This window comes from Chengkuizengella axinellae, from assembly GCF_030730905.1.
GTDB classification, from domain to species: Bacteria; Bacillota; Bacilli; order Paenibacillales; family KCTC-33759; genus Chengkuizengella; species Chengkuizengella axinellae.
Window position 1 is genome coordinate 252,425 of the sequence record NZ_JAVAMP010000003.1, and the last position, 15,573, is coordinate 267,997.

Genomic DNA, 15,573 nt, shown 5'->3' on the forward strand with positions numbered 1-15,573 from the left:
CTTAGAAGATTCAGTAAGGAGAGAGAAGATGGATCAACATGTTTTAGAGGAACTATGTAACCAATATGGTACTCCACTATATGTTTACAACCAACAGAAAATTGAAACTCAATATGATAAATTGAAGCGGAGTTTGCCTGATGAGTTCGAGATTTTCTACTCTGTTAAAGCAAATCCATTATTAGGAATTTGCAAGCTGTTTCATTCATTAGGAAGTGGAATAGAAGTAGCTTCCATGGGTGAACTTTATGTTGCACTTCAAGCTGGCTTTAATCCGGATGACATTATTTTTACTAGTCCAGGAAAGACATATAAAGAATTACAATATGCTATTCATAATAATATATATTGCATCAATATAGAATCTATTGACGAAGCAAAAATGATACAAGAGATAGCACTAAAACAATCAAAAACAGTGAATATATGTATTCGGATTAATCCTGATTTTAATATTAACGGGGCAGGCTTAGTAATGTCAGGTATTCCGACACAATTTGGCATTGATCAGTCTGCAGTTGAAGATGTCATAAAGACCATTAACGTTTCTATGTCCAATTTAAACATTGCAGGCATCCATGTATTTAGTGGATCTCAAATGCTGGATGCAAATTTAATTGTTAAGAATATGGAGCAAATTTTAAAGCTTGCAATTGAGATTTCAGAAGAGAATTTTTCACTAGAGTTGGATTTTATAGATTTAGGTGGCGGTTTTGGAATCCCATATTTTAACGGAGAAAAAGAACTTGATTTAGAATTGTTGAAAATTAGACTTCATGAAATATGGAGTAAGTACAAAGATAAATTAAAAGGGACGAGGATTGGTGTAGAAAGCGGAAGGTTTTTAATGGCTGAGTCTGGTGTATTTCTTACTAAAGTTCTTTATGTTAAAGAAAACAAGGGGCACAAATATGTTGTTTGTGACGGAGGTTCAAATCATCATTCCTCCTCTGCATTTTTAGGTAGATTTGTAAGGAATAATTTCCCTATGCATTTGCTTGGTAAAGCTGGTGAAGAGCAAGAAGTTGTAAGTGTGACAGGTTGCTTATGCACTCCAACAGATGTAATTGGACAAAGAGTAAAGCTGTCAAAAGCAGTGAATGGAGATATATTGGTCATTGAGAAATCAGGTGCATATGGCTTCACTCATAGTCCTACCCTATTTTTAAGTCATTTGAAACCTGCAGAAGTATTATTTCATAAAGATAAAATTCAGGTTTTAAGAGAAAGGGGAGAGTTGGAGGATGTGCTTAACGGGCAATTGATTTTTGCTTAATGCGCCCTCATTTATTATGCAAAATACTTTTAATTTGGTTGATTTTCTTACAGTAAAAAGAGATGAAGGGATGATCGTATGGGTTTTAAATATAGGTGCGGAAAAATACTGGAATACGGTAAACGCAGGGATTGTTGATCCAAATGAAAACATCATTGTGAACAGAGTGGAAGAGATGAATTTAATGTTGTGCCGTGAGCAAGATGTGATGATACTTCGAGAGAAACCAGATGAATTTTTTTTAATGAAGTTACAGGAGCTTGGGTTTTCTATTCCAAGAATACTTACTCCAGATCATGCGGATTTATTAACTCCAATTTCTGAACTTATCTTAAAAGATGTAAAACTTCAGCAAGAAATTCTTTCTTTATCTGCAGATTATGAAAAAGCATATTTTGTACCCTACGCTGTAACGGCACTTGAAGAACAAATCGCTAATAAATGTGGTTTAAAAATCATGTCGGCTCCTTCTCATGTGAGTGCTTTAATTAATGATAAAATTTTCAATAGAAGAATGGCTGAAAACTTAGGGTTTGACGTTTGTAAGGGAAAGGTTTGTCATTCCATTGAAGAAATAAGTGAGGAATATACTCGACTCGTACAAGAATCCCCTTTTTTCGATAAAGTTATTATAAAAGAGCCATTTGGAGCCTCTGGAAAAGGTTTATATATTGTAGACAGTGAAGAACGATTGAAATCTTTATTAGTAAGATTAAAGCGATTTTCAAGGAATAGAGTGGATTGCAGCTGGATTGTAGAGGGCTGGTATCCTAAAAAAGTGGATATAAACTATCAAATTTATATTGCTCCCAATGGTTCCATAGAAACGTTTTCAATTAAAGAACAAGTATTACGAGATACAGTGTACATTGGATCAAGAATGCCAGTGCAATTAAGTGATCAACATATTCGTTTATACAAGAAATTTGGTGATCAAATAGGCAAATACTTGTTTGAATTAGGGTATACAGGTATAGCTAGTATTGATTCTATTATTACTGAAACAGATGTTATTATACCGATCATAGAAATTAATGGAAGGTTCACTTTATCAACTTATATTTCATTTTTACAAAACATATTAGGTGAGGTCCAAGTGTTTACACCTTATTCTAAAATGATAACCGATTCTCCTTTAGGGTATAGAGAGCTTTGTTTGGCTTTAGAAAACGAAGGTATATTATATGACATCCATAAAAAAGAAGGGGTTATTGTTTATACAGCGGGGACATTACCCTCCAGAAGTATTGATGACAGTGGTGTTTTTCCTGGGCGGTTATTTACTTTAATAGTAGGAGAAAGTTGGAAGGCCATCGAAACATACGCTAATAAACTTGAAAATCTAGTAGATAACTTACAACATAAATCAATATATTGAAAGGTGGAGTGATATGAGAGAGAAGTATATCCCTATAAATTTATTTAATGATATTTGGATCAGTTGTTATTACAATAATTTAATTAGTATTTTGTTAAGTAATCATGTAAAGTCTAACTTCTTGCCAGCGATGATCAAATCTTCATATAAGATTAGAATTCTAAAAGACGAGATGGATAAAGGCTTTAAAGAAATTCATTTCACACTTGGTTGGCTGATGCTGATGAAAAAATTCACCCACTTTGGTCAATTAGACGATGCTTTCATGAATAAAGAAGTTAAAATAGAGGATTTTACAAATAGTGCGGAAAGTATAAAAAAACATATTCATGAAGGCAATTATGTCTTTTTCCCAGTGAATCGCTATTTTTTAAAGGGCGGTGTAAATTATAAAAAAGATGATTTTTTCCATCTCGCCTTATTTACCGGGTATTCTGATGAGAAAAAACAATTTCAACTAAGTGAAGATTGTGTAAAACCAGGTCTTCAACAGATTTATGACTTGGATTATGAGGCTTTGGATCAATCCAATCATTACTTTAAAAAATTAAATGAAGAAAAGAACAGGACAGGAGAGTTTTATGTTATCAACCATAAATCAAATATAAATCAAATCAAGATTCCTGTTGCTGATATCATAGCTGAATTTAAAAATCATCTGCTGTCTACTTCTGATGAAAGAGAGCTCTTTACAGATTACGAGGGAATAGAAGTATTGAAGTTGTATGAGGAGACATTTTATGAGGCTATGTCCGATGTAAGACAATTAGATAATTTATATTTTTATTTATCAGAGCCGATTCAACATATTCAGTTAAGAATTTATTTAATTCATTTTATCCAAAGTCAATTAAACATAAATAAAATGAATTATTTAGAAGTATTTAACGAAATCAAAAAAAAGTGGGATCAGTATAGAAATATAATCCAGTTATCGTATATTAGAAATCCTGATCGCCAAAATTTTCAAAATAATTTGAAAAATAAAAAAGAAGTTATCTCCACATTAATAGAGGGAATCTATAAACTTGAAAAAAATGTTACAGAAACATTAATCGTTGAATTAGATCAATATAAAGAACAATTTTTAGAATTAAGTTTGAATTAAATATAAGGATAGAATGCAAAATCACCTGTAGGTGATTTTGTTTTTCTTTAAAAGATCATTTTTCATAGCATAAACAACCAATTGAATTCGATTGCATAATTCTAGCTTTTTTAAAATTTTCGAAACTGCATTTTTAACCGTACCCTCAGATATGTATAAGTTCTTTGCAATCTCTTTGTTTTCCATCCCATTGACAATATGTTTAATTATACTTAGCTCTCTGTCCGTTAATTTTACATCAATCATTTTAGATTCAGCCTGATACTCACTGTTGGCATCATGAAGCAGTTGCATCAATTGAAAGGATGATTTTTTATAAATCACACTTAAACCAACAGCAGCACTTTTAATAGCCATAATTAATTCATCCGAATTTGTTTCTTTCAGCATATATCCATTTGCACCATGGATAAAAGCATTCACGATATTGGTATCATTGGTGTTTTCAGTCAGAATAATAACTTGAGTTGTTTCAAATTTTGTTTTTATACTCCGAATGGCTTCCATGACATCAAAGTTCAACATGATGTCATCCATTAATACCACATCTGGAAGTAGATGTTCACAGCATTTCATCATCTCATCTTTATTAGAAGTGGATGCAATCACTTCTATTTCTTCATCTCTTTCTAAAATCTGCTTTATTCCTTCTACGATGATTTTCTGATTTTTTGATGCTGTAATCATCACCCTAATCACTAAACCACCTCAAAATATGGATTTATCAATGTGGAGATAACAAAATAAATAAAAACTTATATTATTTATAATCTTTATTATAAATATACAAATTTTTATTTCAATATATAAAATGTATTATTTTAGTGAAAATAAAATTAAAAAGAGAATTTTTCGGATAAATTTCAGTTGAACAATGATCTTTCTCACTTTAACTTCTATATAAATATGTTATAATTTTCTAAATATGTATTTTTATATTGTAATTCTACTTTGTTTTATTGTTAAATTCTTTATTGCTGTATTTATAGGAGGTAGACAGAATGGTTATGCGTTATATGAAACATGTTCTTCCAAATGAAAAATATTATGAGTCTCCCATTATTGATGAATCGAAGCTGAATATTTCTAATCACCCTAAATATTGGAAAACTAAATTAGATCGTCATTGGACTTATTATATACCACCTAACATTATATTACCCAAGCAAGGTTGGAAGATTCATATTAGTGCTGTTTCTAGTGAAGCCCAACATACGCTAGAAATTGTTTCTTCTTTTTTATTCGAGCAATCTGTCTTTTTCAAATATGTATCTAGTTTAAAGGAACTAATATTAAAAAACTCAAAATATGGTGATAGAAAGAGTTCGGGTAAATTTATGACAATTTACCCCTTTGATGAGACACAATTTGTATTCCTGTTAGACAAACTTCACAACTTATTAAAAGGTACTCCTAAAGGTCCCTATATTTTAAGTGATAAAAGGTGGCTTGATGGAAATGTTTATTTTCGTTACGGTGCTTTCAAACAATTGTATATGAAGGATGGTGCATCAAAGATTCTAGCCATACAATCTCCATCTGGTGAATATGTTCCTGACGAAAGAAGTACATCTTATGTAGTTCCTGATTTTATAGAAGAACCAAAAGTGGTTCAAGAGATGACAAAGGAACAAGAAAGTAAACCGTCTTCCAACTCAGAGTTTAGTAACTATAGTATTAAATCAGCCTTACATTTTAGTAATGGTGGTGGTGTATATTTAGCTGATCACATACCATCTAGAAAAGAAGTAGTTTTAAAAGAAGGACGACCTGGGGCAGGTCTTGATGGCATAGGTAGAGATGCTGTTGAACGTATTAAACATGAAGCTAAAATTTTAAGAATTCTGAAAGGTTTAAACAGTGTTGTTGAATACCGAGGTTTATTCCATGAATGGGAACATATATTTCTTGTTGAAGAAAACATCCCTGGAGTATCTTTAAAAGAATGGGTTTCATCATGGTATCCCTTTAATAGAAGTCAAGATTCTAAAGCGTATTGTGAAAGAGTAATTTCTATTATAAAGCAGTTAAAAATTGCGATAATAGAGATTCATGCACGAGGTATTGGTATTGGTGACCTGCAGCCTTCCAACGTGATGATTACACCTTCAAATTGTGTGAAACTCATAGACTTTGAAGCTTCATGCGAAGACTTGTCTGTTACTAGACATTCTGGTTTGAGGACTCCTGGTTTTACTGGAGCAGAAAACTCAACTCGAGAACAAGTTGATTGGTTTGCATTTTTACGTATAGCTAGATATGTGTTCCTTCCTATTGGACCAGTTCAAGATATGTCCGAGAATATATTAAAAAAACACGATCAATGGATTTTACAACAATTCGGTAAAGAAGCTTTCAAATACATAAAAGAAATTGAGGCCGAATGTAGAGATCGTTCAGTCAAAGCTGTGGATAGTATGTTATCTTCTCCAGAGAAATATTTTAATAGAAGGGATTTGTCTGAGGTTGTTTCAAAGCTGAGAGAAGGAATTGTTGATGATCTGAGAGAAGACATGAGGCTTTTACCTGGGGATATTCGTCAATTTGAATCAACGAATGATTTGTTGAATATCATGACCGGTGGGTTTGGGGTAGTGATGACTCTATCTCGAACAGGAATATTACCTAAAAAAGCAAGAGAATGGGCTTTGAAATATAGTAACTTTGAATATATTGATCAGTTTGATGATGGGCTTTTTTCTGGAAAATCTGGGATTGCTGGTATTCTGTATGAGATTGGAATGATAAATGAATCTAAAGCTATTTACAATTCTATTTCAATAGATTTAGATACTGAAGATATATCTCTCTATACTGGTTTAGCTGGTATTGGACTAGCACTGTTATCAGCATCTACTTTGAGTGGATTCGAGCCTCTGCTTGAAAAATCATTAGCCATTGGTTGTCGTTTGGAAACACTTTTAGAACGGGATGTTTCGATTAAACCAAATGACCATAATGCTATTCCTTATGGACTTATTGATGGGTGGTCTGGAGTGTCATTATTTTTTACCACATTACATTGGATTACTGGAGAAGAGAAATGGTTAAATTTATCATTACGTGCTATTGAGAAGGATATGAATAAATTTGTCCTTAATGATTCGGGATTGTATCAGTTAAAAAGTGATTCACGTACCGTGCCTCAGCTTGCTGGAGGAAGTACAGGGTTAGGTTTATCCATGATTGAATTGCGTCATATACTTAAAAATAATATATGGGATGAGGAGCTCCGAGCCATTGGAATGAACACGATTCAAAGATGTTTTTACAGTTCTGGATTATTTCACGGATTAGCAGGACTTATTGTAGGTGCTAATGCTGTAGATATTGAATTGGGTTTGCAAGATGAAAAATCTTATGTAAACAAAACAATAGAAACTATGAACCTTTATATACTGGGAGATAAGAATAAGTTCTATGTTCCCGGAAACTTCAATTACAGACTTTCTGGAGACCTTTATTCAGGAGCTTGTGGGATGCTGCTTGCCTTAAGTGAAGTCAGTTTGAATGGGTTTACATGGTTGCCACTGCCAGAGATTTCAATGTTATTTCCTTCACACAATTTCCGGAATAAAATATCTGATTTGAAAGGAGGTGATTCCATTGAATCAAGTACTTGCTCTTCAAGAATTGGAGTTAGAGGAAAAAAAAGAAATGAATATGATGAATAATCCTGATGCAACTCTTACACCAATTGAAACTCTTACTAATTATATAGTAAAAGCACCAAGTGATTTTTAATGTACAGATATTAACAGAAAAAAACGGTCATTTTGACCGTTTTACTATTTTCAAACATAGTACATGTTATTATTTAATCCAGTTTTAATTAAACAGGTTTAATCCATAGGTTATAAAAATCGGTCATTCCTTTTAATCCAAAATTTCCTTGGAGAGAGCTAGACAAAGCATACTGTTTTTTTAAATGAAACTGGAAAAGAATGAGATTTTGTTGATGAAACCACTTAATTAGTTCATCCCAGGTACGAAGACGTTCAGCAGTTGTTTTTCCAGTAATGAATTGATCCATAAATATATCCAAGTGCTGATTTTCTTGTGAAGTAAACATTTGGCGATAAAGGCTGTTATTTCCTAACGGTTCAATTAAATTAATTTCTGACTCATCCTTAAATACAACATCAACCATGATCAAGTGTGCCTGATGTAAGAGTTTAAGAGTTTTATTAAAGTCAAGAGGAAGGAGTTCGATACATATACCAATTTGATGGCAACGGGATTGAATCCAATGTGCATTCTCCCTCCATCGATTAGGATGAATGAACATTCTTATAGTTTCACCACAATAATTACTTTCTTTAAGTGCTATTTGAGCTTCTGATAGTGTATGTGAAGGAAAATATCTTTTTTTGCTATAAGAAAGCAAAAAACTATCCGCTGGGTGAACCTCCTGTAGATTTAACTCGTTGATCATAATGTTTCGATCTAAAGCAAGACGAATAGCTCTTCGAAATGAAGGGTGTTGTTGTGGACCTGATTTTTTAGTATGGAAAATAATTAATTGTGTTATGTTTATATCTTGTTTAATTGTTTTATCTCTTTCCTCTATTGAAGCTGCATCTTCAGTTGTCATCTCATAAAGAAAGCTGCTTTGGAGTTCCTCTGGGAAACGAAAAATTTCGACTCGATCTAACCATGCACGTTTATTAAAATAATGTTCAAAAGCTTCAATGCTTAATTTTCCGTTAGAGAATGATTGTACGAAAAAAGGCCCAGTTCCCACGACTTGTTGTTTGATATCTACATCGTATGGAACGATGGAAGCCTTATTTGAGCATAGGATGTTAGGGAAAAAAGGAAGAGGTCGATTAAAATGAAAAACTACAGTATGATTTCCAGATGATTCTACGCTGTTTAAGTATTGACCAATCCAGTAGAATACGCTTTCATATGAATTAAAGAGACGTTGGAAAGTATAAATTACGTCCTCAGATGTAAACAGCCTACCGTGATGAAAGTGAATACCTTTACGCAGATAAAAAATCCACGACTTATCATCTATGGAATCCCAACCAAGAACAAGATGAGGCAGAATTTGTTTTGTGCTAGAATCCATACTAAGTAATGTATCATAAATTTGACCAACTAAATGATATTCGTATGTTGTCGAGATTTGTGATGGATCTAAAGTTATAAGATCTCTATGGATCGGCATGCGTAAGATGTGCTTAGCTTCATTTCCTTCCTCCGTTTGAAAACCAAACAATCCTTCTAAGTATTTCCCTAAGGTACTATGTATTTGTGTAGGAATGGATAAGGATTGAAGAAACTCCATTCCTTCTTTGAAATGATCTTGTGCTAGCTGTTCTGATACATACATCTTAATACCATCAATCAAAGAAAGGTAAAAATAGATCGAGGATCTGTTACCACGTCCACGCCCTGGATTCCAGCTTATCCATTTTTGTTCTTTTAATTGATTTAATACCCACCTTACATTAGTTCTACTACAATCAAGAATATCCATAATTTCACTCATTGAAGTTTCTATTTTATCATTATTTTTTTGATTTTTGTAAGCTGTATGTAATATAAGATAATGTTCAATTAATTTCATTTTTTGCTCTCCTTCGTATATGAAAATCATTTTCATATAAACAAATGTATAAGTCATACTATTTTCATCATTTATCCCGTATCAAATTAAATTAAATAGTTTGCTAACTAAAGCACACCTTATTATATGGATAATGATGTAAATATCATAGTTGGTATTTCATAAAAAGAACTAAAATCATAGCCATTTTTGTTCTTTTTATATATATGGATTATTTATATAATTAAACCATTATTGGAAGGAGGTGTAAAGAATGGGAGAGTATAAAAAACCTGAAGTTGTAGCTTTCGCAGAGAGTATTTTTGATGATTGTGCATGTGCGTGTGGTTCACAAGTAGGCGGCGGTGCTGGCTAATCATATCTATTACTCATTTAGTGCTCATTAATATAATGAGCACTTTTATTAAAACTATAAGAGTAGTAAATAAAATCAATGTTACTTTTATTCACTTGCAACATTAAATATATCGATTTATAAATCTATCAAAATAAATAAATCTCTTAATAAAATCACATTTGTCATTGTATCTCATCACTAGGCAGTGGTGCTGGTGAAAATTAATATTGTTTCTAGTGATCTGATATTACAAATATTATATTGCTTATAAATTATAGTCATCACTATTTTTCATCATTTTATTAATAAAAGTGAGGTTTAAAACTATGAATTTTGAAAAACAATTAAAATTTCCTAAATTAGCAGTATATAGTGAAAATGATGATTATATCATACATAATTACTCACTAAATAGTTGGGTGGTATTAAATCCATATCAATATGAAATTGCTGCTAAAATAATCTACGATCGAAAAAAACCTTTGGAATTAACTAATGATTACGAACAAATTGAAGTAAGGAAAGTTCTAGGGAAACTATTACTTTATAAAATTGGATATCATGGAGAATTACCAAAGGAATATGCTGCATACGAAAAAAGGGTAGCACAACCAATTGATGCGAAACCTCCTAAATCAGTATATTTTGTTACTACATATAAATGTAATCTTAATTGTATATATTGTTATGCAGAAAGTAGTCCTGAAAGATCTATGGAGGGAGATCTTACTACGCAAGAGGCAAAAGAGATGATTCAACAAATTAAAGATTTAGGAGCAAAAATAATTGTTTTTACTGGAGGAGAGGCCTTTTTAAGGAAAGACTTAATTGAATTAATGAGTTTTGGTAAGCAAATAGGTCTTAAAGTGAATGTTATAACAAATGGCTCATTTATAACAAATAAAGAAAAAGCAAAAAAAGTTGCTGAGCTTACTACTTTAGTAACCGTGAGTTTGGATTCATTAAATAAGGAAGAGCATGAAATAAATCGAGGAAAAGGTTCATGGCTTAAAGCTAAAAATGCAATCGAATTCTTATTAGAAGCAGGTTGTAGTTTAAGAATTAATCAACAGCTTACAAAACACACCTTACACTCAGTTGATGACATGATAGATTATGCTAGTCAGAATGATATTGACTTAAGAGTAGTTCCTATTTCGGGTTTAGGTAGGGGGAAAATAGGAGACCATGAGCTTACATTTACACAAAGAAAAAGCATAGAGGATAAATTGCTTGATTTGTATGACGAATCTGAACCAGATCATGAAAGTTGCCAAGCAGCTGGGGTAAATCAATTTGAACATAAGAGAAGTTGTGGACATGGTGTAGGAGAATTTTCAATTGATAGTAAAGGAAATGTTTTTCCTTGTAAGTTAATGCATCATCCAATGTTTCACGCTGGCAATATAAGAAATAGAGAATTAAAAACGATATGGGAAACATCGAAAGTTTTTAAGGATTCAAGGAAAAGAACCGTTCATGCTTTGCCAGATTGTAAGTCATGTACTTTTAAAGAGTCTTGCGCAGGGGCATGTAGAGCTATCCAATGGGAAGATACTGGAAAAGTGGATGGGACTAACCATAATAATTGTACATTTATTAGAAGGAATATAAGGAAGCAAATGTGGGGATATTTTAGAAAAAATAAAAGGAATGAATTTGTATGAGTGAAATTTTATATGGGTTAAATAATGAAGAAGTTTATGCTGAAAATACACAGCAAGGTATTTTTATATTAACGCCTCAAGGAGAAACTATTATTCTTAATGATACTGTATCCAATGTTATTTGGAAGTCTATGATGAAGGAACCTCAGTCTTTACTAGATTTAGAAAACAAAATTTTACAATCATTCAATATAACAGATCGTAATATGGTGAAACAAGATTTGTTAAATTTTATTAAATCACTTGTGCAACACAATATAATTCTAGAGCATTGATTACCGATAGATAATATAAGAAATAAAAAACTTAATTGAAAGAACAAAGACATTAAATTCATTATTAATAAAGGATGTGAGCATATGGCATGGGTAATAACAGCTCCATGTGAGGGAGAAGTAGCTGCAAGATGTGTAAGCATGTGTCCAGAAAATGCTATAGAACAAGATCAAAGTGGAGGACAATATTATATAAATCCAAAATTATGTACAGACTGCGGTTTATGTGATTTATCATGTCCGGTTGCAGCCATTTTCCCTAAGGATAAAGTACCTTATCAGTGGAAGAGCTACATAAATAAAAACAAGCAGTATTTTGAAAATAAAGAGAACAATGTCATGTTAGGAGAAAAAACGGTACGTTCATGATATCGAAAAAATATATTGTTATCCCAAGATAATTTTATTTGAATGTTGAAGATATTCAGTTTGCTTCAGCATTCCTTTTATTGATGGAGGTTTTTAATCTGCGGGATTTGAGTATAGCTTTTAGTTTGTTTTTTTAGAGAGAAGTGGAAAAATTGATTGAATTAATAAAGTTTATCATTAAATTATTCAAAATCGTAAAAAAAGATTCATATATTCTACTTATAATTGTTATTATACTAGGGCTTTGGCCAGTAGTAGAAATATTAATTGTACGAGAAGTTATGACTTTTTTAACGTCTAATGAATATTCTGAAGTTTTGACACCGATATTAAAACTATTTGTTTTGGGTAGTTTCGTTATCATTTTGTTTTCGATAATGCCTATATTATTAGAAAAAGTAAAATATAGTATTCACAAGAAATTAATAGATAAGGCGTTAATGATTTTTGAAGAAAATAGATACGACCAATTATTACATGCATCTAAGAGAAATAAAATAAACAGTACCTTTAAATCTATCGATGATTTAAAAACATATGTAATTGATGGGAGTATAAATTTATTTCAAACATTAATTAGTGCATTGTTTTTATCCATCGTTATTTTGTATTTAAATATATGGTCACCATTTATAATCGCAATAGGAGTGTTTTTTAATTTTTACTTCACTCTAAAAGCGGGGAAATTGGAAAAAAAATTATTAAATGATATATCTGAAATAGATAGACTAGAGAACGATTTTACTAAAATACTTACAGACCCCAAAAATACTAAAGAAATAAGAATATATAATAATTTAAAATCAGTGTTAAGTGTCTGGGAAGGATTTTTTGAAGATAAGAAATATAAGACATTACAAAACACCGTAAAAAGCTCATTTTTTGAATTATCTGGAGGTTTAATAAGTAAAATATCTATTCTTTGTGTGTTAGGTTTATCATTAATATATTTAAATTCAGGGGACTTAACGCCAGCAGATATTACTTCATTATTATTAGGGAGTTTTTACCTAGATAACTTATTAAATATGATTCTACTACAAGGGAAACGATGGTTAGGAAGAATGGATTTTATAAAAGACTTAGATAAGGAAAACAATTGTTATGATGATTTATTATATCCTGTTGATCATAGTTTGGCTGTAGATTTACAAGGTATATCTTATACTTATCCTTCTCAAAAAATACCAGCAATTAAAAATTTGTCTATGAAAATAAAGTTGGGAGAGAAAATTGCAATCGTAGGAGATAATGCTGCTGGAAAAAGCACTCTAGTCAATATCATCTCTGGGTTGATCAAACCTAACCAAGGATCTGTCTTTTCAATAAAAACTGGGGGGATATGCTATCAAGATTTTGTTAAGTACAAATTATCCATAAAAGAAAATGTGATTTTAGGTGATATAAATCATAAGGATGACAACCAATATTTTGAAAAGATTATGAAAACCATTCATGCTGATCATTTTGTTAATAAATTGAGTAATAAATCTGATGAATTGTTATGGCCAGAGTTAGGCGGCAGCGATATTTCAGAGGGACAATGGCAAAAAATTGCTATTGGAAGAGGCTTATTTAAAGCTAATCTAGTTAAAGATTCTTTGTTTATATTGGATGAACCCACAGCTTCCTTAGATCCAAGAACGGAATTACATTTATTTGAGAATATATTTGAAACATTAAAAAATCATACTATATTATTCATAGTTCATAGATTAATAGGATGCACTTTTGCTGATAAAGTTGTCGTATTAGATAAAGGTGAGATTGTTGGTTATGGAAATCATGATGAATTGTTAAATTCTTGTACAAAATATAAAAAAATGTGGGAAAGTTCCTCTTCATTTATTAAGAGAGGTGAATGTTAATTGTGGTTAATTAAAGAGAAGAGAGTGAAAAATATACTTCCATGGGTAATCCCTTTGTTAATAATCACATTAATATCAGGAATATCACCACCCATGTTCCTTTATTTCTTTGGTGTTATGATTGATCATGTTCTAACAAAAAGTGACTCAGATATCATCATTTTAAACTTTATACTTTTCTCATTCATATTTATTCTTGACAAAATATTAATTCCTCTTCGTTCATATTTTATTCAAGGACTTTATTTCAGTATTGTTAAAGAAGCTAAATCACTTGTAATTAAAAAATTATATAAGAACAAGTTTGAGAACATGCTGAATAATGATCACTCTAATTTACTTGAAAATGCTACTAATTCATTTAATAAAGGTGCAAGAATATTTACTTTATTTTTCCAAAGTTTAATGGTACTAATATCATTATGTGGATATTTTATTTTACTATGGAATGTAACAACCTATGGGACATTAATAATGTCTATCTCATTTTTCTTAATTCTATTTAAAAATTTAAATATTAGTAAAAAAAATATGAAGTTGGAATTTAGTCAAGCCAACTCACGACTTAAAGAAAAATATTATAGAAATATTTTGGAGGACTTCAATACTTTAAAAGAGAGAAAAGTATATCATTATTCTAATTTTATAAATGGATTATGGAAAACTTCATATAATTCATTAGCTACAGAGAAATTGCAGTTTTTAAAAAAAGCTCAAATGACGATAGGAGTTTTACAAATTGTTCATTTGCTTTTGGTTTTTGGGACATATACATTTGTTATTTTTAATAATACAAATTCGATCGGTAATATAGTCATTTCGTTTCAAGTAATAAACCAACTAATAGGAATTTCTAATTCCTTTTCTCTTCAAATAAAACAATTATCGGATCAATTAATATCTTCATCATATATTTCAAAATATATCAATACAGATTTTAATAAGAGTAACAAAGATCATATAAAAAAACAGGATGAAAATGAAAAAATCGATAATATTGTATTAAAAAAAATTAGCTATACTTATCCAAATAAACAGAGATGTGTATTACAAGATGTTAACTTCACCATTCAAAAAGGAGAGATTGTAGGATTAATAGGAAATAATGGGGCTGGAAAAACTACATTATGTAATATTTTAGGAGGGTTATTGGAACCTACAAAAGGAAAAATTTTTGTGAATGGAGTAGGAGTAACTTCTGATGAACTATTAGGAAAAATTAATATTGCTTATAGAGATTTTATAAAGTACCCTGCAACGTTAAGACAAAATATAAATTTCGACGGAAATATGTCATCACTATCAGAAGAGATCGTTCACGATTTAAAAATATCGACTAAGGATAAAATATTGGGGGTAGGTTTTAATAATGGTAAAGAGTTATCTGGGGGGCAATGGCAAAAAATAGCAGTATCCAGATCATTCTCAAATAAAAGAGATATTATCATTCTTGATGAACCTACAGCAGCTATGGATCCTATTTCAGAGGAGATCATTATTAATCGGATTAATGATTACTCTAAAAAAGGTTACGGCATTATTCTAGTTGCACATAGAATAAATGCCATTATGAATTGTGATAGAGTATACGTTATGGATAAAGGTAGATTGGTGCAAAATGGAAGGCCAGAAGAACTACTTGAAGAGGAAGGATATTTTAAAAATCTCTATGGATCACAAGTTGCAATGTTACAAAAAGTTAGCGTTAAATAATCCC

Annotated in this window: 11 protein-coding genes; 9 read left to right on the forward strand and 2 right to left on the reverse strand. The window is 31.0% G+C overall.

What is annotated here, in order from left to right; translation table 11 throughout:
• Nucleotides 1-28: 28 nt before the first annotated feature.
• From lysA to Q5Y73_RS10805, 3 genes are all read left to right on the forward strand, one after another.
• Complete coding sequence (lysA, locus tag Q5Y73_RS10795) at nucleotides 29-1,276, forward strand: diaminopimelate decarboxylase (protein WP_305991901.1); 1,248 nt, start codon at nucleotides 29-31, stop codon at nucleotides 1,274-1,276.
• A gap of 70 nt (nucleotides 1,277-1,346) precedes the next feature.
• Nucleotides 1,347-2,654: a preATP grasp domain-containing protein gene (locus Q5Y73_RS10800; RefSeq protein WP_305991902.1), complete on the forward strand. Its 1,308-nt coding sequence runs from the start codon at nucleotides 1,347-1,349 to the stop codon at nucleotides 2,652-2,654.
• A gap of 13 nt (nucleotides 2,655-2,667) precedes the next feature.
• Nucleotides 2,668-3,762 carry a hypothetical protein gene (locus tag Q5Y73_RS10805; protein WP_305991903.1) on the forward strand — a complete coding sequence of 365 codons (1,095 nt, stop codon included), beginning with the start codon at nucleotides 2,668-2,670 and terminating at the stop codon, nucleotides 3,760-3,762.
• Between the two features lie 21 nt (nucleotides 3,763-3,783).
• Here the strand turns inward: Q5Y73_RS10805 and Q5Y73_RS10810 are convergent, their stop codons facing one another.
• Nucleotides 3,784-4,461 (reverse strand): response regulator, encoded by a 678-nt coding sequence (locus Q5Y73_RS10810; RefSeq protein ID WP_305991904.1) that lies wholly within the window; start codon nucleotides 4,459-4,461, stop codon nucleotides 3,784-3,786.
• A 302-nt stretch (nucleotides 4,462-4,763) separates the two neighbouring features.
• On the opposite strand from Q5Y73_RS10810, the gene lanKC reads away from it, so the two are divergent.
• The gene (lanKC, locus tag Q5Y73_RS10815; RefSeq protein WP_305991905.1) at nucleotides 4,764-7,436 is read left to right on the forward strand and encodes a class III lanthionine synthetase LanKC; all 2,673 of its coding nucleotides are present in this window, start codon (nucleotides 4,764-4,766) and stop codon (nucleotides 7,434-7,436) included.
• Between the two features lie 158 nt (nucleotides 7,437-7,594).
• Here lanKC and Q5Y73_RS10820 read toward each other — a convergent pair whose 3' ends face one another.
• Entirely contained in the window at nucleotides 7,595-9,340 is a 1,746-nt protein-coding gene (locus tag Q5Y73_RS10820; protein WP_305991906.1) for an ABC transporter substrate-binding protein, read from the reverse strand.
• Between the two features lie 663 nt (nucleotides 9,341-10,003).
• Between Q5Y73_RS10820 and Q5Y73_RS10825 the strand changes: the two genes are divergently transcribed.
• The 5 genes from Q5Y73_RS10825 to Q5Y73_RS10845 all read left to right on the forward strand — a co-directional run bounded on the left by Q5Y73_RS10825 (nucleotide 10,004) and on the right by Q5Y73_RS10845 (nucleotide 15,569).
• Nucleotides 10,004-11,344 (forward strand): radical SAM/SPASM domain-containing protein, encoded by a 1,341-nt coding sequence (locus Q5Y73_RS10825; protein ID WP_305991907.1) that lies wholly within the window; start codon nucleotides 10,004-10,006, stop codon nucleotides 11,342-11,344.
• A complete protein-coding gene (locus Q5Y73_RS10830) occupies nucleotides 11,341-11,619 on the forward strand; it encodes a hypothetical protein (RefSeq protein WP_305991908.1) in 279 nt (92 codons plus the stop codon). The genes Q5Y73_RS10825 and Q5Y73_RS10830 overlap by 4 nt, the downstream gene beginning before the upstream one ends.
• Before the next feature lie 84 nt (nucleotides 11,620-11,703).
• Nucleotides 11,704-11,988 carry a 4Fe-4S dicluster domain-containing protein gene (locus tag Q5Y73_RS10835; RefSeq protein ID WP_305991909.1) on the forward strand — a complete coding sequence of 95 codons (285 nt, stop codon included), beginning with the start codon at nucleotides 11,704-11,706 and terminating at the stop codon, nucleotides 11,986-11,988.
• A gap of 152 nt (nucleotides 11,989-12,140) precedes the next feature.
• Complete coding sequence (locus Q5Y73_RS10840; protein ID WP_305991910.1) at nucleotides 12,141-13,856, forward strand: ATP-binding cassette domain-containing protein; 1,716 nt, start codon at nucleotides 12,141-12,143, stop codon at nucleotides 13,854-13,856.
• Entirely contained in the window at nucleotides 13,857-15,569 is a 1,713-nt protein-coding gene (locus Q5Y73_RS10845) for an ATP-binding cassette domain-containing protein (RefSeq protein ID WP_305991911.1), read from the forward strand.
• Nucleotides 15,570-15,573: the final 4 nt, after the last annotated feature.